The sequence below is a fragment of the Thioclava electrotropha genome (assembly GCF_002085925.2).
Taxonomy (GTDB): Bacteria; Pseudomonadota; Alphaproteobacteria; order Rhodobacterales; family Rhodobacteraceae; genus Thioclava; species Thioclava electrotropha.
The window spans coordinates 371,496-391,064 of the sequence record NZ_CP053562.1; the positions used below are offsets into that span (position 1 = coordinate 371,496).

The 19,569-nt window shown below is 65.2% G+C and carries 19 protein-coding genes; 6 read left to right on the top strand and 13 right to left on the bottom strand.

Going from position 1 to position 19,569, the window contains the following annotated elements:
• Window positions 1–43: 43 nt before the first annotated feature.
• The 6 genes from AKL02_RS01840 to AKL02_RS01860 all read right to left on the bottom strand — a co-directional run bounded on the left by AKL02_RS01840 (window position 44) and on the right by AKL02_RS01860 (window position 7,501).
• Window positions 44–1,042: a YcjF family protein gene (locus tag AKL02_RS01840; protein WP_232621692.1), complete on the bottom strand. Its 999-nt coding sequence runs from the start codon at window positions 1,040–1,042 to the stop codon at window positions 44–46.
• Complete coding sequence (locus AKL02_RS21040; protein ID WP_232621693.1) at window positions 1,039–2,442, bottom strand: YcjX family GTP-binding protein; 1,404 nt, start codon at window positions 2,440–2,442, stop codon at window positions 1,039–1,041. Before AKL02_RS21040 ends, AKL02_RS01840 begins: the two co-directional genes overlap by 4 nt.
• A 113-nt stretch (window positions 2,443–2,555) precedes the next feature.
• A complete protein-coding gene (locus AKL02_RS01845) occupies window positions 2,556–4,034 on the bottom strand; it encodes an NAD-dependent succinate-semialdehyde dehydrogenase (RefSeq protein WP_083079071.1) in 1,479 nt (492 codons plus the stop codon).
• 33 nt (window positions 4,035–4,067) lie between these two features.
• Window positions 4,068–5,078 (bottom strand): P1 family peptidase, encoded by a 1,011-nt coding sequence (locus tag AKL02_RS01850; protein ID WP_083079070.1) that lies wholly within the window; start codon window positions 5,076–5,078, stop codon window positions 4,068–4,070.
• Window positions 5,079–5,141: 63 nt separating this feature from the next.
• Window positions 5,142–5,882 (bottom strand): SDR family oxidoreductase, encoded by a 741-nt coding sequence (locus tag AKL02_RS01855; protein WP_078571569.1) that lies wholly within the window; start codon window positions 5,880–5,882, stop codon window positions 5,142–5,144.
• A gap of 173 nt (window positions 5,883–6,055) precedes the next feature.
• Window positions 6,056–7,501 (bottom strand): aldehyde dehydrogenase family protein, encoded by a 1,446-nt coding sequence (locus AKL02_RS01860; RefSeq protein WP_083079069.1) that lies wholly within the window; start codon window positions 7,499–7,501, stop codon window positions 6,056–6,058.
• A gap of 199 nt (window positions 7,502–7,700) precedes the next feature.
• Between AKL02_RS01860 and AKL02_RS01865 the strand changes: the two genes are divergently transcribed.
• The 3 genes from AKL02_RS01865 to panC all read left to right on the top strand — a co-directional run bounded on the left by AKL02_RS01865 (window position 7,701) and on the right by panC (window position 10,488).
• Entirely contained in the window at window positions 7,701–8,633 is a 933-nt protein-coding gene (locus AKL02_RS01865) for a L,D-transpeptidase (RefSeq protein WP_332836457.1), read from the top strand.
• Window positions 8,634–8,827: 194 nt separating this feature from the next.
• On the top strand, window positions 8,828–9,652 hold the full coding sequence (gene panB, locus AKL02_RS01870; protein WP_083079068.1) for a 3-methyl-2-oxobutanoate hydroxymethyltransferase: 825 nt from the start codon (window positions 8,828–8,830) through the stop codon (window positions 9,650–9,652).
• Window positions 9,649–10,488 carry a pantoate--beta-alanine ligase gene (gene panC / locus AKL02_RS01875; protein ID WP_083079067.1) on the top strand — a complete coding sequence of 280 codons (840 nt, stop codon included), beginning with the start codon at window positions 9,649–9,651 and terminating at the stop codon, window positions 10,486–10,488. The genes panB and panC overlap by 4 nt, the downstream gene beginning before the upstream one ends.
• Before the next feature lie 137 nt (window positions 10,489–10,625).
• Here the strand turns inward: panC and AKL02_RS01880 are convergent, their stop codons facing one another.
• On the bottom strand, window positions 10,626–11,906 hold the full coding sequence (locus AKL02_RS01880; RefSeq protein ID WP_083079066.1) for an acetylornithine deacetylase/succinyl-diaminopimelate desuccinylase family protein: 1,281 nt from the start codon (window positions 11,904–11,906) through the stop codon (window positions 10,626–10,628).
• A 116-nt stretch (window positions 11,907–12,022) separates the two neighbouring features.
• On the opposite strand from AKL02_RS01880, the gene AKL02_RS01885 reads away from it, so the two are divergent.
• The 3 genes from AKL02_RS01885 (at window position 12,023) to AKL02_RS01895 (ending at window position 13,302) form a co-directional block, all read left to right on the top strand.
• A complete protein-coding gene (locus tag AKL02_RS01885; protein ID WP_078522055.1) occupies window positions 12,023–12,331 on the top strand; it encodes a hypothetical protein in 309 nt (102 codons plus the stop codon).
• Window positions 12,332–12,392: 61 nt separating this feature from the next.
• Window positions 12,393–12,671, top strand: coding sequence for a hypothetical protein (locus AKL02_RS01890; RefSeq protein WP_108722420.1), 279 nt, complete (start codon window positions 12,393–12,395; stop codon window positions 12,669–12,671).
• Window positions 12,672–12,678: 7 nt separating this feature from the next.
• Window positions 12,679–13,302, top strand: a complete 624-nt coding sequence (locus tag AKL02_RS01895) for a DUF1523 family protein (RefSeq protein WP_078602154.1) — start codon at window positions 12,679–12,681, stop codon at window positions 13,300–13,302.
• Between the two features lie 105 nt (window positions 13,303–13,407).
• On the opposite strand, the gene grxD is transcribed toward AKL02_RS01895, so the two are convergent.
• The 6 genes from grxD to AKL02_RS01925 all read right to left on the bottom strand — a co-directional run bounded on the left by grxD (window position 13,408) and on the right by AKL02_RS01925 (window position 19,454).
• Window positions 13,408–13,767: a Grx4 family monothiol glutaredoxin gene (grxD, locus tag AKL02_RS01900; RefSeq protein WP_078522053.1), complete on the bottom strand. Its 360-nt coding sequence runs from the start codon at window positions 13,765–13,767 to the stop codon at window positions 13,408–13,410.
• A gap of 42 nt (window positions 13,768–13,809) precedes the next feature.
• Complete coding sequence (locus AKL02_RS01905) at window positions 13,810–14,052, bottom strand: BolA/IbaG family iron-sulfur metabolism protein (protein ID WP_075775791.1); 243 nt, start codon at window positions 14,050–14,052, stop codon at window positions 13,810–13,812.
• A gap of 78 nt (window positions 14,053–14,130) precedes the next feature.
• A complete protein-coding gene (locus AKL02_RS01910) occupies window positions 14,131–15,123 on the bottom strand; it encodes an FUSC family protein (RefSeq protein WP_165757021.1) in 993 nt (330 codons plus the stop codon).
• 101 nt (window positions 15,124–15,224) lie between these two features.
• Complete coding sequence (gene purL, locus AKL02_RS01915) at window positions 15,225–17,387, bottom strand: phosphoribosylformylglycinamidine synthase subunit PurL (protein ID WP_083079064.1); 2,163 nt, start codon at window positions 17,385–17,387, stop codon at window positions 15,225–15,227.
• A 141-nt stretch (window positions 17,388–17,528) separates the two neighbouring features.
• Window positions 17,529–18,125 carry a hypothetical protein gene (locus AKL02_RS01920; RefSeq protein WP_083079063.1) on the bottom strand — a complete coding sequence of 199 codons (597 nt, stop codon included), beginning with the start codon at window positions 18,123–18,125 and terminating at the stop codon, window positions 17,529–17,531.
• A 426-nt stretch (window positions 18,126–18,551) separates the two neighbouring features.
• Complete coding sequence (locus AKL02_RS01925) at window positions 18,552–19,454, bottom strand: LysR family transcriptional regulator (RefSeq protein ID WP_078522049.1); 903 nt, start codon at window positions 19,452–19,454, stop codon at window positions 18,552–18,554.
• Between the last annotated feature and the right edge of the window lie 115 nt (window positions 19,455–19,569).

Consider the following 19,569-nt stretch of genomic DNA (forward strand, 5'->3'; position numbering starts at 1 on the left):
ACCCGCCTCACCCCCCGGGATATTTCTGCCAAGAGGAAGAGGATCAGTCCTCTTTCTTCCCGAACACGCCCGTCAGCGACCGGCCGATCAGATTGGTCACGCGGGGCTTTTGCAGCTTGCGGAAGGGCATCGGGCGGCAGACTTCCAGCGCGGCGATGCCTACGCGGGCGGTCAGCGCGCCGTTGATCACGCCTTCGCCGAAGCGGCGCGAGAGTTTCGACACCAGATGGCCGCCGGTGACCGTCTCGATCAGATCGTCGCCCGCCGCCACCGCGCCGGTCGCGACGAGATGTGTCATTACCGTGCGCGCCAGCCGGATCGAGCCGAGCGTGCCCGAGCGCCCGCCATAGATTTCCGCGATGCGCCGGATCATCCGCAGGTTCGCGGTCAGCGCGGTGAAAACATCGGCCAGCGCCAATGGCACGATAGCAGTGACGGTGGCGACGGTGCGCGCGGCAGCTTCGATCTCGAGCCGGGCGGCGGCGTCCAGCGGTCCCATCAGTTCGGTCTCTGCCAGTCCCATCAGCGTGTCGGTGTCGAGCACCTCGCCCGTTTGCTCGGCCAGCCGCTTGCGCGCCCAGTCCATCTCGGGCCGCGCGGCATAGAGGCCCGAGACATGGGCCGTCACCTTGCGCGCGCGGCTCAGATCATCTTCGCTCAGCGCCTCGGAGACTTCCTTATGGACCTTGTCGAGCCGCGCCAGCCGCGAGAAGGCCGCGATCTCGCGGCCCGTGATCAGCAGCGCGCCAAGCGCGAAGGCCGCGACCAGCGCGGTGCCGATCCAGCCGAGGATCGGATGGGTGGCGAACAGCCCGTCGATGAAGCGCCAGAGCGCGACAGAGATCAGGAAGCCCACCAGCGCCACGCTCGCGCGCCAGAAGAAGCGCACGATGGGCGAGGTGCGCCGTGCCCCCAGCCGGGTCGCGATCTGCATGGCGCGGCCCTCCAGCCGTTCCTCGGTCGCGCTCGGCATATCCTCGATCGGCGCGGCCTCGGCGGGCGAGGGAGCGTCCTCGATCTCGATCATCACCGGTTTTTTCATAGCTTGTCCCCGATCAGGAAATCGGCCGCGCGGTCGAGCCGGATATGCGGCGGGCCTTCGCCGGGTCGCAGGATTACCGGAGCCGGGGCGAAGTTCATGATCGAATAATCCTCGTCGAGCCACGTGGAGGCCCCTTGCGCCGCGGGCGAGAGAAGCTGCGCCGGGTCGGCGGGCAATTCGCCGGGATAGAGCGCGACCGACTTGCCACTCTCCAGCCGCCCGCGCACGGCCTGCAACTCCGCCCCGTCATGCGAGAGGGTTTCTTCCGTGGTGCTTCGCAGCGCCGCGATCGACAGGGCCAGTGTCTTCGCGCCCGCGAAATCGGCCCGATCCTTGGCCTCGCGCAGCAGTGCGCCGGTGATCGCGGTCAGGCGGGCGTGTTGGGTGTGGTGCAGGTGATCGGCCTTGGTCGCGGCGAAGAGGATTTTCTCGACCCGCTTGCCGCCGATCAGCGAGGTCAGCCAGCTTGCGCGGCCCGGGCGGAAAGCCGCCAGAATATCGGCCATCGCCTGTCGCAGATCGTCGAGCGCGGCGGGCCCGGAATGGATCGCGCCCAATACGTCGACCAGCACCACCTGACGGTCGATCTTGGCGAAATGATCGCGGAAGAAGGGGCGCACGACCTCGCGTTTATAGGCATCGTAGCGGCGCTCCATCTCGCGTCGCAGCGAGCCACGGGGGGCGTCACCCGCAGGCAGCGGCGCGAAGGTTAGCGCAGGCGATCCGGCCATCTCGCCGGGCAGCAGGAAGCGCCCCGGCGTGCAGTCGGAGAACCCCGCATCGCGCGCCTCGGTGAGGTATCGGGTGAAGCCCGCCGCCAGCGCCTTGGCTTGCGGCTCGGTGAATTCGGCCGTGCCATCCGCCGCCTCGGATTGCGCCAAATACTCCGCGCCTTGCGGACGGTTCGGCAGACGCGCCAGCGCCTCCGCCGACCACTCGGCATAGCTTTTGTCCATCAGCCCGAGATCGAGCAGCCATTCGCCGGGGTAATCCACGATATCGAGATGCACGACGCGCGGACCCCGCACCGCGCCCAGCATCCCGCGCGGCTGGATGCGGAAGGACAGCCGCAGCTCCGAGACCGCGCGCGTGCCGTCCGGCCAATGCGGCGACGGGCCGGTCAGCGCGGCGAGGTGGCTCTCATAGTCGAAGCGCGGCACGGTGTCGTCGGGCTGCGGCTGCAGATAGGCGGCGGTGATATCCGACGCCGATCCCAGCGCCGGCATCCGCCCGCGATCCAGCAGGTTCGCGACCAGCGAGGTGATGAACACGGTCTTGCCCGCGCGCGACAGACCCGTCACGCCGAGACGGATCACCGGTTCGAACAGCGCCTCCGAGACCGAATGGCCCATGCCCTCGATCCCGCGTGTGATCCCGTCCGCAATGTCGGAAATGCCCAAAGCCCGGCCCCTCATTCTCGTTCACGGACAAGATAAGCAGCGGAGAGTGTTAATGAAAGAGAGGGCGGACACGCGGCCCGCCCTCTGCATTGTTCTTCCGCCTCGGATCGGTCTCAGACCGCCAGGCAGATATATTTCATCTCGAGATAATCCTCGATCCCGTGATGCGACCCCTCGCGGCCCAGGCCGGACTGCTTCACGCCGCCGAACGGGGCGAGCTCGGTCGAGATCAGGCCAGTGTTGACGCCGACGATCCCGTATTCCAGACCTTCCTGAACGCGAGTGATGCGCCCCACGTCGCGGGCGTAGAAATAGCTCGCAAGGCCGAAAATCGTGTCATTGGCCTTGGCGATCGCCTCCTGCTCGGTCTCGAACTTGAAGAGCGGGGCGACGGGGCCGAAGGTCTCCTCATGCGAGACCTTGGCTTCCTGCGTGACCCCGGTCAGCACGGTCGGCTGGAAGAAGGTGCCGCCCATCTCGTGCCGCGCGCCGCCGGTGACGATTGAGCCGCCATGGTCGAGCACGTCCTGAATATGCTCCTGCACCTTCTTGACCGCGTCCTCGTTGATCAGCGGGCCGGCCTCGACGCCTTCCTTGAGGCCGTCGCCCACCTTGAGGGCGTTGACGGCCTTGGCCAGCTTCTCGGCGAAGGCATCATAGACCCCGGACTGAACGTAGATGCGGTTGGCGCAGACGCAGGTCTGACCGTTATTGCGGAATTTCGACGCCATCGCGCCTTCGACCGCGGCGTCGAGATCGGCGTCGTCGAACACGATGAAGGGTGCGTTGCCGCCCAACTCCATCGAGCATTTCATCACCTGATCCGCCGCTTGACGCAGCAGGATACGGCCTACCTCGGTCGAGCCGGTGAAGGTCAGCTTGCGCACGGTGTGGTTCTCGCAGAATTCCTTGCCGATATCGGAGGCTTTCGCGGAGGTGATGACCGAGAGGATGCCTTTGGGCAGGCCCGCGCGTTCGCCCAGCACCGCCATCGCCAGCGCCGAGAGCGGCGTCTCGGACGCCGGGCGGCAGACGAAACCGCAGCCCACCGCGAGCGCCGGGCCCGCCTTGCGCGCGATCATCGCGTTGGGGAAGTTCCACGGCGTGATCGAGGCCGCGACCCCGATCGGCTGCTTGATCACGGTGATCCGCTTGTCGCGCTGATGGCCCGGGATCGTCTCGCCATAGACCCGCTTAGCCTCTTCGCCGAACCATTCGATGAAGCCGGCGCCATAGGCGATCTCGCCCTTCGCTTCGGCCAGCGGCTTGCCCATCTCGGCGGTCAGGATCGCGGCGAGATCGTCCTGGTTCTCCATCATCAGATCGTACCATTTGCGCATGATCTGCGCGCGTTCCTTGCCGGTGCGCGCGGCCCAGTCCTTCATCGCCTCCTCGGCGGCGGCGATGGCGCGGGCGGTCTCGGCACGGCCCAGATCGGGCACGGTGCAGATCACGTCGCCCCGCGCGGGGTTGGTGACGTCGAAGGTGGTGCCGTCATCGGCATCGACCCATTCGCCGGCGACGAGGGCCTTGGTCACCAGAAGCGAGGGATCCTTGAGGATGGATTTGAGGTCGGTCTTGTCGTCGAGCATGATGTCCTCCGAAGGGCTGGATGGGTCGTCCGGTCAATGCGCCGGGCTTTTTGATGTTCCGTAACGGCTGCGCCAGCGGGGCTGCAGATCGCCGGGGTATTCTTTGGCTTCATAGATGGCGCGAGCGATGGCCCGGGCAAGCACGCAAGACGCCGCATGGCCAAGCTGGAACGGATCGCGGACCGGGTCGCGAAGGGGCTTCTCGCCTGTCGCGGCGGCGAAGATCAGATCGCCGTCGAGCGGTGTATGCGACGGCACGATGGCGCGCGCCATGCCGTCATGGGCGGCCGTGGCCATACGCTGCGCCTGCGCTTGGGTGAGGGCGGCATCGGTTGCGACGATGGCGATGGTGGTGGCTTCGCCCTGGCGTTTCATCGGTTCGGGCATCGCGCTCGGGTCATGCTGGGGCGCAGGGCCGAAACCGCCGAACTCGCCGTCGATTTCCCAAGGTGCGGCCCAGAAATGCGGCCCGTCGCCGATCGTCACCGAGCCGAGCGCATTCACCGCCACCAGCGCACCCACCGTGAAGCCGCTCTCCAGCACGGCCGAGGCCGACCCGAGCCCGCCTTTGAAAGTCCCGGTCATCGCCCCGAAGCCCGCCCCGGCGCTGCCGATCTCGAACCGCTCCGTGGCCGCCTCGAGCGCCGCGCGCCCAAGCCCGGGATAGGGCGTCTCGGTCCAGCTCTTGTCGCCACCGTTGAGCAGATCAAACAGGATCGCGCCGGGCACGATCGGTACGCGCTGATCGCCCACCGCGAACCCGCGCCCTTGCGTGCGCAGCCCCGCCATCACCCCGTCGCAGGCGCCAAGCCCGAAGGCCGAACCGCCCGAGAGCACCAGCGCATCGACCTCCTGCACCAGCTTGTCGGGCGCCAGAAGATCGGTCTCCCGCGTGCCGGGCGCGCCGCCCATCACCTGTACCGCCGCCGTGAAGGGGCGCTCGCCCAGCAGCACGCTCACGCCCGAGCGCAGGCCCGCATCCTCGGCATTGCCCACGCGCAGCCCGGCGATATCGGTGATCAGATTGTTCGGCCCTGCCTTCATCTTCCTCTTGGTCCAAATATCCTGGGGGCTTGGGGGCAACGCCCCCAATTCAATGCCCTGCGTTCAGATACAGCGCCCGCCATCGACCTCCATCGCGACGCCGGTGATCATGCTCGCCTCGTCGGAGCACAGAAACAGCGCCGCATTCGCCATGTCCTCGGGCGTCGAGAACCGCCCCAGCGGGATGGTCGAGAGAAACTTCGCGCGGATTTCCGGTGTGTCCTCGCCCATGAAGCTCTTCAGAAGTGGGGTCTCTCCGGCGACCGGGTTGATCGCGTTGACGCGGACCCCGGAGGGCGCAAGCTCCACCGCCATCGCGCGGGTCGCGGTGATCATCCAGCCCTTCGAGGCATTGTACCAGCTCAGGTTCGGTCGCGGGCTGACGCCGGCGGTCGAGGCCACGTTCAGGATCGCGCCCGCGCCGCGCGCTTTCATTCCCGGCACGATATGGCGCGCCGTTAGGTAGACCGATTTCGCGTTCACGGTGAGGACGCGGTCGAACTCCTCCTCGGTCACCTCCTCCATCGGCTTCGGCAGATGAGTGGTCCCTGCATTGTTCACCAGAATGTCGATCTGCCCGAACGCCTCGCGCGCCGCCTGCGCCAGTGCGGCGACATCCGCATCGCGGCTGACATCCACGGTGCAGGCCACGCCGCCGATCTCGTCGGCGATGGCCTGCGCGGCCTCGGCGTTGAGATCTGCGACCAGAACCCGCGCGCCCTCGGCGGCGAAGCGGCGCGCGATCCCCGCGCCGAAGCCCGAGCCCGCGCCGGTGACGATCGCGCTTTTGCCTTCCAGTCTCATCGGTGCTCCTCCTCGGGGCCTACTGTTGTCGCAGGACACATCGGGTGCAAGGGGGCTCTGCCCCCGGTCTGCCGGCCCTTCGCTTGCGCTTCGGGCGTTCGCCGGGGCGTCCCTCCACTGGAAGGCCGCTGATCCCGCCTCACCCCCGGGATATTTCCGCCAAGCCGAAACCCTCAGCCATGCCAGGCGGCGACGGTTTTCAGGGTGGAGAAGCCGTAGAGCGCCTCGAACCCTTTCTCGCGCCCGTGCCCGGATTTGCCGATGCCGCCGAAGGGAAGCTCCACGCCTCCGCCCGCGCCGTAATTGTTCAGGAAGACCTGCCCCGCACGGAGCCTCCGTGCGAGCCGCATCGTCCGCCCGCCATTCTCCGACCAGACCGAGGCGACGAGCCCGTAGTCCGTGCCGTTCGCGATGGCGACGGCCTCTTCTTCGTCCTCGAAGGGAATGACGATCTGCGCCGGGCCGAAGATTTCCTCCTGCGCGAGTCGATGCGCACCGTGGCCGCCGCCGATCAGGGTCGGCGCGACGTAATGACCGCCTGCGGGGACATCCTCGGCGATCCGGCCTTGCGCCGCGATAGTGAGGTCGGAGGCGAGCGCCAGATAGCCCTCGACGATCTGTTTCTGCCGCCGCGAGATCAGTGGGCCGAGGTCGTGATCGCCAAGCGCGGGCCCCGCCGTCAGGCCGCGATAGCGCGCGGCCATTTTCTCCAGCACCTCGTCATAGCGCGAGCGCTGCACGAGGATGCGTGACGACGCCGAACAGGTTTGCCCGGCGTTCTGGATGCCTGCATTCACGAGGAAGGGCAGCGCGCGGTCGAGATCGGCATCGGTGAAGACGAGCTGCGGGGATTTGCCGCCAAGCTCCAGCGTGACGGGCACGGCATTCGCCGCGGCGGCGGCCTGAATGTGCTGGCCGACCGCGACCGATCCGGTGAAGGAGATATGCTGGATGCCGGGATGGGCCGAGAGCGCGGCCCCGGCCTCCTCTCCCAGACCCGGCACGATATTGAGTGCCCCGGCTGGCATCCCCGCTTCTTGCGCGATCCGCCCGAAGGCCAGCGCGGTGAGCGAGGCTTCCTCGGCAGGTTTCACGACCGCCGCATTGCCCATTGCCAGCGCCGCTGCGACCGAACGCCCGATGATCTGCATCGGGTAGTTCCACGGCACGATATGCGCAGTCACGCCATGCGGCTCGCGTAGCGTGTAGGCGGTGTAGCCGTTGAGATAGGGGATCGTCTCGCCCATCACCTTGTCGGCGGCCCCGCCATAGAATTCCAGATAACGCGCCAGTGCCGCGACATCGGCGCGTGCCTGCGTCAACGGTTTGCCGACATCGAGCGCCTCGATCACGGCGAGATCCTCGGCATGGGCCAGCACGAGCCCGGACATCTTCAGCAGGAGCCGCCCGCGCTCTGCCGCACTTAGCTGCCCCCATTCGCCTGCAAGCGCCGCCTGCGCGGCCTCGACCGCCGCATCGATCTCCGGCTTGCCGCCCCGGGCGATCTGCGCCATCTCGCGACCATCCGAGGGGCATTCCACGGGAAGGCAGACCTGCGTCTTGTGCCAGGCGCCTCCGATCAATATTTCCTCGGGATCGAACCAAAGCGGCAAACTCATGCGCGGCACCTCCTCTTGTCACGCGATTTCGCAGCACGCTCGGCGCGCGCGCGCGGAAAATCAAGAGGGCAGGAATCTGCCGGGGTGAGCCTGATCACATTCATGTGAGTGTGAGTGGAGGGAACTTTCCCCTATCTAGCCCCTTGAATGACGGAACCGGGCCGAAGGCCCACCGGAAAAAGAGACAGGAAAATTGCAAGTGACCGCGAGTTATTCGACGCTCAAACGCGCAATCCGCCCGGCCATGCTCTTCGGGCTGGCTGGCATCTTGGCTGCCTGCGCGAGTGCGCCGGAACAGCGCTATGCGCAACCGACCCAGTCGACGAAGGCCGTGCCCGCCGAATATCAGGCGCGCGAAGATGACGGGAAAACCATCCCGGCGATCAGTCCGAAATATCTGGTGGAGCGCAACCGCCGCCAGGTCGTGCCCTATCACGGGCCCGAGGCTGTCGGGACGATCGTCGTCGATCCCTATGCGCGTTTCCTCTACTACATCACCGCGCCGGGCAAGGCAGAGCGCTACGGCGTCGCAGTCGGTCGCGATGGCAAGACCTTCTCGGGGGATGCCACGATCAAGCGTAAGCAGGAATATCCGAGCTGGACGCCGACGCAGAACATGATCCAGGAAGATCCCGACCTCTACGGGCCGCTGAAAGACGGTCTGCCGGGTGGTCTGGACAACCCGCTGGGCGCGCGTGCGCTCTATCTCTACCAGGGTAATCGGGATACCTATTACCGCATCCACGGCACGATGGATCCGTCCTCGATCGGGCGTGCGACCTCGGCTGGCTGTATCCGTCTGTTCAATCAGGACATCATCGACCTGTTCGCGAAAGTGCCGAAGGGCACGCCGGTGAAGGTGCGCAGCCGCGCCGAGAGCCTCGAGATGGAAGGTCCGGTCGTGCAGCTGCATTCGGGCTATGTGGTCTCCGCCTATAATCAGGTGGCGATCAACGAGGACGAGGCCGCGTGGAAAGCCGGCCAGATCCCCGATCAGCAGAAGGTCGAGGAAGAGCAGCATCAGGCGTCGGTTGCGATGGCCCAAGAGGTCGGCGGCTCGGGCGAGACTGCCAGCTCCACCGTCGATTGCGGCTATTCCGGCACCGGCACCTGCGTCGATACCAGCAACTGATCGAGCCGATCTTTTCGGAAAAATATTCACGGCGCGGGGGCAACCTCGCGCCGTTTTTCTTGGGCCGCGACGCCTCCAGAGCCGCGCCAAATGACGCGATACGCGCCCCGATGCCGCAGCGTTTGCGCGTTCACGTCTTTCCTTGCGGGCCGGGTGACGCTAGGACTCGCGCGCAAGCAGATCAGGAGGATGCCATGAGCGTCACCGGAACCACGCGGCAGAAAATGCCCGCAGATATTCTCGCGATGAAGGGCGGCGCGCCGATCGTTTGCCTGACCGCCTATACTACGCCGATTGCGAAACTGGTCGACAGCCATTGCGATCTCGTGCTGGTCGGCGACTCGGTGGGCATGGTGCTCCACGGGCTGCCCTCGACGCTGGGCGTGACGATGGAGATGATGATCCTCCACGGCCAGGCGGTCGCACGCGGGCTGTCGAACGCGCTGATGGTGATCGACATGCCGTTCGGGTCGTATGAGGAAAGCCCGGCGCAGGCGTTCCGCAGTGCCTCGCGCTTGATGGCCGAGACCGGCGCGGGGGCGGTGAAGCTCGAAGGCGGGGCGCATATGGCCGAGACCATCGCGTTTCTGACCGCGCGCGGTATCCCGGTGCAGGCCCATATCGGGCTGACCCCGCAATCGGTGAACACGCTGGGCGGCTACAAGGTGCAGGGTCGCGGCGATAGCCGGGCGCGTCTGGTCAAGGATGCGAAGGCGGTTGCCGAGGCGGGTGCGTTCTCGGTGGTGCTGGAGAAAGTGCCGCAGGGGCTGGCCGACGAGATCACCGCGATGGTCGCTATCCCCACCGTCGGCATCGGCGCGGGCGCGGGCTGCGACGGGCAGGTTCTGGTGGTCGATGACATGCTGGGCCTCTTCACCGATTTCAAACCGAAATTCGTCAAGCGTTTCGGCCAGCTCGGTCAGGAAGCCGAAGCCGCCGTCGCCGATTACGCAGCCGAGGTGCGCGAGCGCAGCTTCCCGGCAGCCGAGCACAGCTTCGCCGATGAGGTGAAGAAATGACGCAGGTGATCCGCAAGGCCGCTGAACTGCGCGACAAGGTGGCAGCGTGGAAGCGCTCGGGGATGCTGGTCGGCGTGGTGCCGACGATGGGCGCGCTGCATGACGGCCACCTCAGCCTCGCCCGCGCCGCGCGCAAGCAATCGGACCGCGTGATCGTGACGGTCTTCGTGAACCCGATGCAGTTCAACAACGCCTCGGATCTCGACAAATATCCGCGCGACGAGGCGCAGGATCTGGCGCTGCTGGAAGCGGAAGGTGTGGATGTGCTCTTTGCGCCGGGCGTGGACGAGGTCTATCCCGACGGCTTCGCCACCACCGTGTCCGTCGCGGGCATCACCGAGCCGCTGGAAGGCGCGTTCCGGCCCGGCCATTTCGATGGCGTGGCGACGGTCTGCTCGAAGCTCTTCGGCATGACGCAGGCGGGGCGCGCGTTCTTCGGCGAGAAGGACTGGCAGCAATTGCAGGTGGTCCAGCAACTCACCCGCGATCTCAACATGCCGATCCGCATCATCGGCTGCCCGACCATCCGTGAGGAGGACGGTCTCGCGATGTCCTCGCGCAATGTGCGGCTGACGGCTGAGGAGCACGAACTGGCGCCGCGCCTGCATTCTGTGATGCAGGAAGCGGCCGCGAAGATCCGCGACGGCGTGCCAGTCGAAGGCGCCCTCAACGATGCGAAAACCGAGCTGAAAGACGCGGGATTCGGCGCGCTCGATTATCTGGAGCTGCGCACGGTCGACGGGCTGAAACCCGCCACGGACCTGGCGGAACCGGCGCGGATGCTGGCCGCGATCTGGCTGGGCGATGTGCGGTTGATCGACAATATCGCCGTCTGAGGTCGAGAGGGGGCGCTGCCCCGCGGCTCCGCCGCCCCCCGGGATATTTCGACAAGAGCGAAGAAGGAGGGAATGCTCCTTCCCCTTGGTCCAAATATCCCGGGGTGAGGCGCGGCACGCGCCGAGGGGCAGCGCCCCTAAGACCCCAGCAGTTCCGCCAGAACAAGCGCCATGACCGTCGCGCTGTCGGTCATATCCTCGATTTCGACCCATTCGTCGGGTTGATGGGCGAGCTCCAGAAGCCCCGGACCGTAGGCGATGCAATTCTTCAGCCGCCCGATCCGGTCGATATGTTTCTGGTCATAGGTGCCGGGCGAGACGACATAAGCCGCCTCCCGGCCCAGCACCGCCTCGATCGCGGCGGCGGTGGAGCGCACGATCGGCGCGCCCTTCTCGGTCATCGTGGGCTGCACCTCGAACAGGTCGCGGATTTCGTAGCGGGAGCTGGGGCGCTGGGTTTTTACGCGCTCCATCAGGTCGGTGATTTCGGCCTTCACCTCGGCGAGGTCTTCCTCGATCAGAAAGCGGCGGTCGATCACGATGCGGCAGCGATCAGCGACGCAGGGCGTGGGCAGGCCGGTGTAATCGGCCCCTTCTTCCGGCGCGCCGCCATGGATCGAATTGACGTTCAGCGTCGAGGCCCGCGCGCCTTCCGGGATCACGGGCATCTCGGTCTGCTTGCCCAGAAGGAGCGGGTAGAGCGTCTCCTCCATCTCGCTCAGAACGGCGCTCATATGGCGGATCGCGCTGTCGCCGAGAAACGGCATCGAGCCATGCGCGATACGGCCATGGGTCTCGATCTCGGCCCACCAGACGCCGCGATGGCCGAGGCAGATCTGGTCCTTGTGCAGCGGCTCGGGGATGATGACATGCTGCACGCGGGTGGGATCGAAGCGGCCCTGCTCGGCCAGATAGGCCACGCCGCCATAGCCGCCCGATTCCTCGTCGGCAGTGGCGGAAACCTCGATACTGCCCGCGAAATCGGGGCAGGTGTCGAGGAACGCCTCCGCCGCGATCACCGAGGCCGCCAGCCCGCCTTTCATGTCGCAGGAACCGCGCCCGTAGATGCGGTCTCCGTCGATCTCGGCCCCAAACGGGTCGCGGGTCCAGCCATGACCGATCTCGACCACGTCGTGATGCGAGTTGAAATGCACGCAGTCGCCGGGGCGCGCGCCCTCGATACGGGCGACGAGGTTCCAGCGCGGATAGGTCTCGCTGTCGCCGGGCGCGCCATGGGCGCGGATCAGTTCGGTCGTGAAGCCGCGTTCGGAGAGGTAGGCCGCGAGAAAATCGCAGATTTCGCGGTAGTTTCGCCCCGGCGGGTTCAGCGTCGGAATGCGTATCAGTGCCTGCGTCAGCGCGATCAGATCATTGCGGCGCGCGTCGATGGCGGATTTCAGACGAGTGGCGAGGTCCATACCCAAGGCTAGCGCCGGGCGCCGCCGCCGGCCAAGCGAAAACGCAAGGATTGAAAACACATGGCTTTTAACACCCGCGCGCGCTATTGCGGTGCAAATTCCTACGGAGGGACCGGATGAACCTGTTCTTGGCCTTCGCGCTCGTGCTTTGCATTGCGGTCGGAGGGTGGCTGTCGAAATACGACTGGGCGAAGCTTTTGGCGCTGGTGCCTGTCGCGATGATCGTGCCTGCATTCTACATGACCGGCACCGCCTGCGGTGCGGGCTTCGTGCTGCATTTCTTCTCCGACACGGCGAGCTGCTCGAACGGCTACGTGCCGCGCCAGATGTTCGCCGCGACCTATGTGCTCGCGCTGATCCCGGTCGCGGCCTCGGCCATCGTGATCAAGCTGATCCGGATCGGCATGGCGCGCCGGAAGGGCTGATCTGGTCAACCGCGCCGCCACGGCCTAGGCTTGCGACAGCGAAGGGCAAGGAGGGCGCGCGATGCTGGCCTTCATTCGACTGGCGATCTTCGGGCTGATCGCGCTGACGATCCTGTTCTGGCTGGTGCGTCTCTATGCCCGGTCGGTCCGGCGCGAGGCGCTGGAAGAGGATTGGAACGAGGCCGCTGCCGAGGGCCGAGCCGAGACCACGCGCGATACCTTCGTCGAGGCCGGGATGCGGGACTATGAGAAAAGCCTGCTGCGCAAGCTGATCTGGCTGGTCTATGTCCTGCCGATCATCGTGGTGGGGCTCATTATCTATCTGATGAATTACAGGTGAGAATCCGATGCGTTACGTGAAATGGGGCTTCTGGCTGGTCGTGATCGGCTTCGTCGCGGTGTTCCTGCATTACAACCTGCCGCGCCATGACATCGTGCGGATCGTCGGCACAGAGGTGCGCCGCGTCGATTTCGGCGAGAACTCGATCTTCTGGGCCGCGCCTGACGTCGGCACCGCGAGTGCGACCAGCCGAGATGTGCGTTTCATCAACTCTGTGCGTCCCAACGGCAAGACGCTGGTCTTCCGCAACGAGGATACCGGCTGGGGCTGGCCGCCTTATTTCAAGCTCGACAGTTCGGACCTGCAGGCACAGGCGGAGTCGCTGATCTCGACCTCGGCCGATCCGATCTGGGTGTCGGTGACGCGCTATGGCTGGCGCTCGCGCTGGCTGACGATCTATCCGAATGCGGTCGGGCTGAAGGTCGTGCCGGGGCCGGATACGCGGATCATTCCCTGGGGCAGCATCATCATCCTGACGCTTCTGGTGATTGTCTTGCTGACGATCCGGGCGATGTGGCGACAGTTCCGCCAACGCTCGATCGACCCGTTATTCGAGGATGCGAGTGAGGCCTGGGACGACGCCGAAGAGGGCGCGAAGGGCTGGTTCGACCGCTTCATCGGACGCAAGTGAGACGCGGGTGCAAGGCCGGCAGGCCGCGCCCAACTCAGACCGACGCTGAAACGCAAAAGCCCCGCCACAGAGTGACGGGGCTTTCGATTAAGTCGGGATCTGCGCTTAGGCGTTGGCGGCGCGGATCTGCTCGGCGGCGTCCTTGTTGAAGCTCACGCCCTTGGTCTCGAACAGCTGATCCAGCTCGCCCGAGAGGGTCATCTCGGTAATGATGTCGCAGCCGCCGACGAATTCGCCTTTGACGTAGAGCTGCGGGATGGTCGGCCAGTCCGAATAGTCTTTTATGCCTTGGCGGATGTCCTGATCCGCGAGCACGTTGACGTCCTTGTAGGTCACGCCCATGAAGTTGAGCACGCCCGCGACGCGGCTCGAAAACCCGCATTGCGGCATGTCCTTGGTGCCCTTCATGAAGAGAACGACGTCATTCTCAGAGATTTGCTGGGCGATTTGGTCTTGCGCGTTCATCGCTAAATCCTTTCTCCGTCCCGCTTGGAGACGTGTGTGAAATCATTCGGGCGCTTTGGTGGTCAAAGCGAGCGCGTGCAGCACTCCGTTCGGCCCGTCCATCGCCCCTTTGAGCGCGGCATAGACCGCGCGCTGTTGCTGGACGCGGTTCTTGCCGCGGAAGCTCTCGTCGATGACCTCCGCCGCCCAATGATTCCCGTCCCCGGCGAGATCGGTGATCGTGATCTTGGCATCGGGGAATTCCGCCCGGATCAGGGCTTCGATGTCATGGGCTTCCATTGCCATAAATAGGGCTCCTCGTCCTTTGCCGCAAACTTAAGTGGCGCGGCGGCTGGCTGCAAGGGGATGCGCTGGGGCGCGGACCTATGCGGTGGCCGCTGGCGGGTGCAATCGCGACAGGAAAAACATGAGCGTCGCGATGACCACGCTGCCGATGAACATCGCGGCGGCTCCGGCGGCCGTCACCGGCAGGGAATGGCCCGGCGCACCGATCTCTCCGGCGAGCAGGAAGCACATGTTGATGTCGATCCCCATCAGCGTTGTGCGAGGATGGGCGCGCAGCAGCGCACCGCCCGCGATGAAGGCGAAGGCGAGGATCAGAAGCTCGGTCTGGTCGCCGCCCGACAGATGCGTGAGCCCGCGATAGGCGACCGCGGCGAGCACCCCAAGCGCGACACCGGGCACAAGGAAGCGCACGGCAGGGCGCGGATTCGGCATGGAGCCCAGCACCGAGGAGAAGACGATCACCGAAAGCGCGGCGGCTGTTGCGGCGGGATGGGTGAAATGGGCGTCGATCAGCGTGGCCCCGCCCGTGAGCACCGCCACCGCCGCCATGCGCAGCCAAAGCTGCTGGACGAAATGCGGGTTCGGCCGCGGCGGCATCGGCGCGCGACGGGCGGGCGTGAAGAGCCAGTTCACCGCCGTCACCGAGATGACGCCCAGAAGGGTGCAGGCGACCCGGTCGAGCGCGAGCGGGATCGCATCCGCCCCCATCCCCAGCGCGGGCATCACCACCACGCCGATCGTGATCGCCATCAGCGTGAAGCCATAGGCCCAATGCGTCCCGATCCGGTAGGCGATGCCGACACCGACGGCTGCGGTCAGCGCCACGGTCAGCGCGATTCCCGGCACCGGAAGCCATGTCAGAGCCGCGATCCCGATACCGGCACCGACCAAGGTGCCTGCGACCCGCAGCACCGCGCGCAGCGCCATGTCTTCGCGATGGGGTTGGATCACGACCCAGACGGGCATGGCCGCCCAATAGATATTGGTCAGGCCCAGTAGCCGGGCGGCAGTCAGGGCAAGCGTCGCGGCGAGGAACAGCCGGGCGGCATAGGCGAGGGTGGAACTGGTCAAAGCGGGAACCTGAAATCGGTGGATCGCCGCGACATTAGCTTGTGCGCGGGCGGTAAAAAACCGCCCGGCGCGCATGTCCGCCCTGCGTCAGGTCACAGAACTCAGGCGTCGATCGCCGCTTTGAAGGCCGTGCGATAGAGGTTCGACAGCTCCTCCAGCGGGGCGCTGTCCGAACCGAAGCCGACCGTGTCGCCGCCGAAGCGACCCACGGTGTAAAGCGGCACCTCGGCCTTGCGGGCGGCGACCATCAGCGCCTCCGCCTGGTCGAAGGAGCAGGCCACGAGGTAGCGGCCCTGATCCTCGCCGAAGAGCGTCGCGATGTCGTCAGCCTCGAGCGTGACGCCCAGACCGGCTTCTTCCGCCATCTCGAAAGCTGCGAGCGCGAGCCCGCCATCCGACAGATCGCTTGCGCCTTTGACCAGCGCGCGGTTCTCGCGCAGGAACTCGCCATTGCGTTTCTCGACGTCGAGATCGACCTCGGGCGCGTCGCCCGACTCGAGCCCGAAGGCCTCAAATGCCAGCGCGGATTGATCGAGGTGCCCCTTGGTCTCGCCAATCACCATCGCCACGTCGCCCGCCGTCGGCAGGCCCGCGATCAGCTCGTCGAGCGAGCTCAGCAGACCGACCGCGCCGATGGTCGGCGTGGGCAGGATGCCGGTGCCGTCGGTTTCGTTGTAAAGCGAGACGTTGCCCGACACGATCGGCATGTCGAGCGCGCGCACGGCGGCGTCGATGCCTTTGATGGCGCCCACGAACTGGCCCATGATCTCGGGCTTCTCGGGATTGCCGAAGTTCAGGTTGTCGGTGGAGGCCAGCGGCTTGGCGCCCACGGCGGTCAGGTTGCGATAGGCTTCGGCCACCGCTTGCTTGCCGCCCTCAAAGGGGTTCGCCTTGACGTAGCGCGGGGTCACATCGGCGGTGAAGGCCAGCGCCTTGTCGGTGCCGTGCACGCGCACGACGCCCGCGCCGAGACCCGGACGGCGCACCGTGTCGCCCATCACCTGCGTGTCGTATTGCTCGTAGACCCAGGACTTATGCGCGTAGTTCGGCGAGCCGATCAGCGCCTTGAGCGCATCGATCGCACCGATCTCGGGCAGTGCCTCGCCAGCGGTCGCGATGGGCGTTTCCACCCACGGACGATCGTATTCGGGGGCTTCCGAGGACAGTTTCGACAGCGGAACGTCGGCTTTCACCTCGTTGCCATGCATGATCAGGAAGCGGTCTTCCGCGATAGTCTCGCCGACGATGGCGAAGTCGAGATCCCATTTCACGAAGATCTCGCGTGCGATGTCTTCCTTCTCGGGGTTGAGGACCATGAGCATCCGCTCCTGGCTCTCCGACAGCATCATCTCATAGGCGGTCATCGCGGCTTCGCGCTGCGGCACCGCATTGAGGTTGAGCTTCACGCCCAGCCCGCCCTTGTCGCCCATCTCGACCGCAGAACAGGTCAGGCCTGCGGCCCCCATGTCCTGAATCGAGATCACCGCGCCGGTCTGCATCAGTTCGAGGCAGGCTTCCATCAGGCATTTTTCGGTGAAGGGGTCGCCGACCTGAACGGTGGGGCGCTTCTCTTCGATCGTGTCGTCGAACTCGGCCGAGGCCATGGTCGCGCCGCCGACGCCGTCGCGGCCCGTCTTGGCACCCAGATAGACGACCGGCATGCCGATGCCGGACGCGGCGGAGTAGAAGATCTTGTCGGCATCCGCGAGGCCCGCCGCGAAAGCGTTCACGAGGCAGTTGCCGTTATAGGAGGGGTGGAAGCGCACTTCGCCGCCCACGTTCGGCACGCCGAAGCAGTTGCCGTAGCTGCCCACGCCCTCGACCACGCCTTTCACGACATGCGAGGTCTTGGGGTGGTCGGGCATGCCGAAGCTCAGGCTGTCCATCGCGGCCACCGGGCGCGCGCCCATGGTGAACACGTCGCGCAGGATGCCGCCCACGCCGGTCGCCGCACCCTGATGCGGTTCGATATAGGAGGGGTGGTTGTGGCTCTCCATCTTGAAGACCACGGCCTGCCCGTCGCCGATATCGACAACGCCCGCATTCTCGCCCGGACCGCAGATGACCTGATCGCCCTCGGTGTGCAACGTGCGCAGCCATTTCTTCGACGACTTGTAGGAGCAGTGCTCGTTCCACATCGCCGAGAAGATTCCGAGCTCGGTGAATGTCGGCTCGCGTCCGATGATCTCGAGGATCCGGTCGTACTCGTCGGGTTTCAGGCCATGGGCTGCGATGAGATCAGGCGTGATCTGCGGCTCGTTCATGAGGATCCTCCGGCATCGGCTTCGCCGCCCCTATTAGGCGAATATGTGCAGGGGGAAAAGAGAGGCCGGACGTCGCGGAAAGAAAAAACGCGAGGCCCGAAGGCCCCGCGTCGTAAAAGCGCGTATCAGGTGTCGCTCGGATTACGAGCGCATGTCCACCTGCGTCTCGAGATTGGTCAGCAGCTCCGACACGGTCCAGCCAAGCTTGACCTGACCATTGACGGCTGCGCCTTTCGGCACGTTGATCTTGAAGAGCGACACGGTGGTGTCGAGCTTCGGCGAGGTGCGGATATAGACGGTGTCGTAGCCGTCATTCGCCTCGACCTTCTCGATCATGCCGATGATGTTGCCATCGACGCTCATTGCCTTGTCTTCGGCATTGGCGGCGGTTTTCATGCCCGTGATGCCGGCTTCGTCGGTCAGCTGGCGCTGCGCGGGGATCATTTCCTCACCCATCGAGGTGCTGTCGAACGTCGCGGTGCCGGTCTTCACGTCCGTGATGCCGTACTGGTCGGTCGACTCGAAGGTGTTCGACGAGGTCACCGCGGGCGGCGTGCCCGTCGAGGTTTCCTGACCCGGCACCGCGCCAACACGATAGTCGGCGATGCCGTAATACTGGCCGTCACCATTATTCGTGGAGGGCACTTTCGACAGGTCGAGGGCCGAAGCCGAACCTGCGATGGTCATCGCGCCAAGAAGAGCGGTCGAAGCGGCAAAGATGTTTTTCGCGGTAGTCATAACAGTATCCTTTCAACTGGTTACTCAAGTGCTGCGCCGTTGCTGGCGTCGGGAAAGGAACGGCCTGAACCGGCGAAAGTTCACTGAAATTTTTGTGAACGAGATCGTGGAATTTTAAATGAACCTAAGGGGATAGTTGCGCGTAGAGCGGGGTTTTCCCGGTCGCGACCGCGTGAAATTTCGTGAGATCGGGGCTGTTGGGAGGGGCTCTCGCGCCCTGCGTGAAGGCCGCATCTGGGCGTTGGACAAAAAAAAGGCCGAGCAAAGCTCGGCCAAAGTCCAACAGGGAGGTAGAAGGTGCTGCGCCTTTCGGCACGGCCAACCCTTCTGAGCCTCATTTATGGGCAGTTTGTTAACGCATCAAGGGAAAACATGCTGCGGGCGCATCATGGCCGGTATGCGTTGCGGTAAAGTCGCGGTGCAACTCTAGGTTGAATCGCCCGCCTGGAAGCGCCGATAGTTGGTGATTTCTTCCTGAATGAAGTCGCGGAAAGCGGTCACACGGCGCGACGAGCGCAGCTCTTCGGGGTAGGCGAGGAAGATCGGGATCTCGACCGATTCCAGATCGGGCAGCACCCGCTGCAGGTCGTTGAAATCGGCGGTCAGGTAGTCAGGCAGGATGCCGATGCCGATATGGTTCAGGACCGCCTGCAGCACGCCGAAGTAGTTGTTCACCGTCAGCGTCGAGCTTTGATCAAAGGCCAGAACCTGCCGCGCAAGCTGCGCGCCCGCCTGCACCTGCGGGGTGCGCGGGGTCTGGCAGATCAGGCGATGCTTGCGCAGATCCTCGATCTTTTCGGGCGAGCCCCATTTCGCAAGATACTCGGAAGTCGCGTAGAGCCGCATCCGAATGTTCAGCAGGCGCTTGCGGATCAGGTCGGCCTGCGCGGGTTCTTTCATGCGCACGGCGACATCGGCCTCGCGCATCGGTAGGTCGAGCACCCGCTCCTCCAGCATGAGGTCGATCTTCAGATCGGGATACTTCTCATAGAGCTTCGTCAGACGCGGCGCGAGCCACAGCGTGCCGAAGCCCGTCGTGGTGGTCACGCGCAGTTCGCCGAACACTTCCTCTTCGCTGTCACGAATGCGTGCGGAGGCGCTGTCGAGCTTTTTCGCCATCGACGAGGTGGCCTCGAACAGCAATTCGCCCTGCTCGGTGAGAATCAGTCCGCGGGCGTGACGGTGGAAAAGAGTCGTTCCGAGGGCCTCTTCGAGCGCCCGGATCTGTCTGCTCACGGCAGATTGAGACAGGTGCAGTGCGTCGCCGGCATGAGTCAAAGACCCTGCATCGGCCACTGCGTGGAAGATTCTGAGCTTGTCCCAATCCATCAAGGTCACTTTCGCTTTATCATCTGCTGTTCCGCGCAAGTTTCTTTACATTAATCTCGAGGATTTACGAAACCGCTAAGTAACAATTTTCCGCTTTCTAGGTCAGATATTATGA

Excerpts from the sequence above, each read along its gene's own strand:
- AKL02_RS01890 (WP_108722420.1), top strand. The coding sequence starts at position 12,393 with ATGCTGGCCTTCATTCGACTGGCGATCTTCGGGCTGATCGCGCTGACG.
- AKL02_RS01905 (WP_075775791.1), bottom strand. The coding sequence starts at position 14,052 with ATGGCAATGGAAGCCCATGACATCGAAGCCCTGATCCGGGCGGAATTC.
- AKL02_RS01840 (WP_232621692.1), bottom strand. The coding sequence starts at position 1,042 with ATGAAAAAACCGGTGATGATCGAGATCGAGGACGCTCCCTCGCCCGCC.
- purL (WP_083079064.1), bottom strand. The coding sequence starts at position 17,387 with ATGAACGAGCCGCAGATCACGCCTGATCTCATCGCAGCCCATGGCCTG.
- panC (WP_083079067.1), top strand. The coding sequence starts at position 9,649 with ATGACGCAGGTGATCCGCAAGGCCGCTGAACTGCGCGACAAGGTGGCA.
- AKL02_RS01850 (WP_083079070.1), bottom strand. The coding sequence starts at position 5,078 with ATGAAGGCAGGGCCGAACAATCTGATCACCGATATCGCCGGGCTGCGC.
- AKL02_RS01925 (WP_078522049.1), bottom strand. The coding sequence starts at position 19,454 with ATGGATTGGGACAAGCTCAGAATCTTCCACGCAGTGGCCGATGCAGGG.
- AKL02_RS01920 (WP_083079063.1), bottom strand. The coding sequence starts at position 18,125 with ATGACTACCGCGAAAAACATCTTTGCCGCTTCGACCGCTCTTCTTGGC.
- AKL02_RS01895 (WP_078602154.1), top strand. The coding sequence starts at position 12,679 with ATGCGTTACGTGAAATGGGGCTTCTGGCTGGTCGTGATCGGCTTCGTC.
- AKL02_RS01845 (WP_083079071.1), bottom strand. The coding sequence starts at position 4,034 with ATGCTCGACGACAAGACCGACCTCAAATCCATCCTCAAGGATCCCTCG.
- AKL02_RS01880 (WP_083079066.1), bottom strand. The coding sequence starts at position 11,906 with ATGGACCTCGCCACTCGTCTGAAATCCGCCATCGACGCGCGCCGCAAT.
- grxD (WP_078522053.1), bottom strand. The coding sequence starts at position 13,767 with ATGAACGCGCAAGACCAAATCGCCCAGCAAATCTCTGAGAATGACGTC.
- AKL02_RS01855 (WP_078571569.1), bottom strand. The coding sequence starts at position 5,882 with ATGAGACTGGAAGGCAAAAGCGCGATCGTCACCGGCGCGGGCTCGGGC.
- panB (WP_083079068.1), top strand. The coding sequence starts at position 8,828 with ATGAGCGTCACCGGAACCACGCGGCAGAAAATGCCCGCAGATATTCTC.
- AKL02_RS01860 (WP_083079069.1), bottom strand. The coding sequence starts at position 7,501 with ATGAGTTTGCCGCTTTGGTTCGATCCCGAGGAAATATTGATCGGAGGC.
- AKL02_RS01885 (WP_078522055.1), top strand. The coding sequence starts at position 12,023 with ATGAACCTGTTCTTGGCCTTCGCGCTCGTGCTTTGCATTGCGGTCGGA.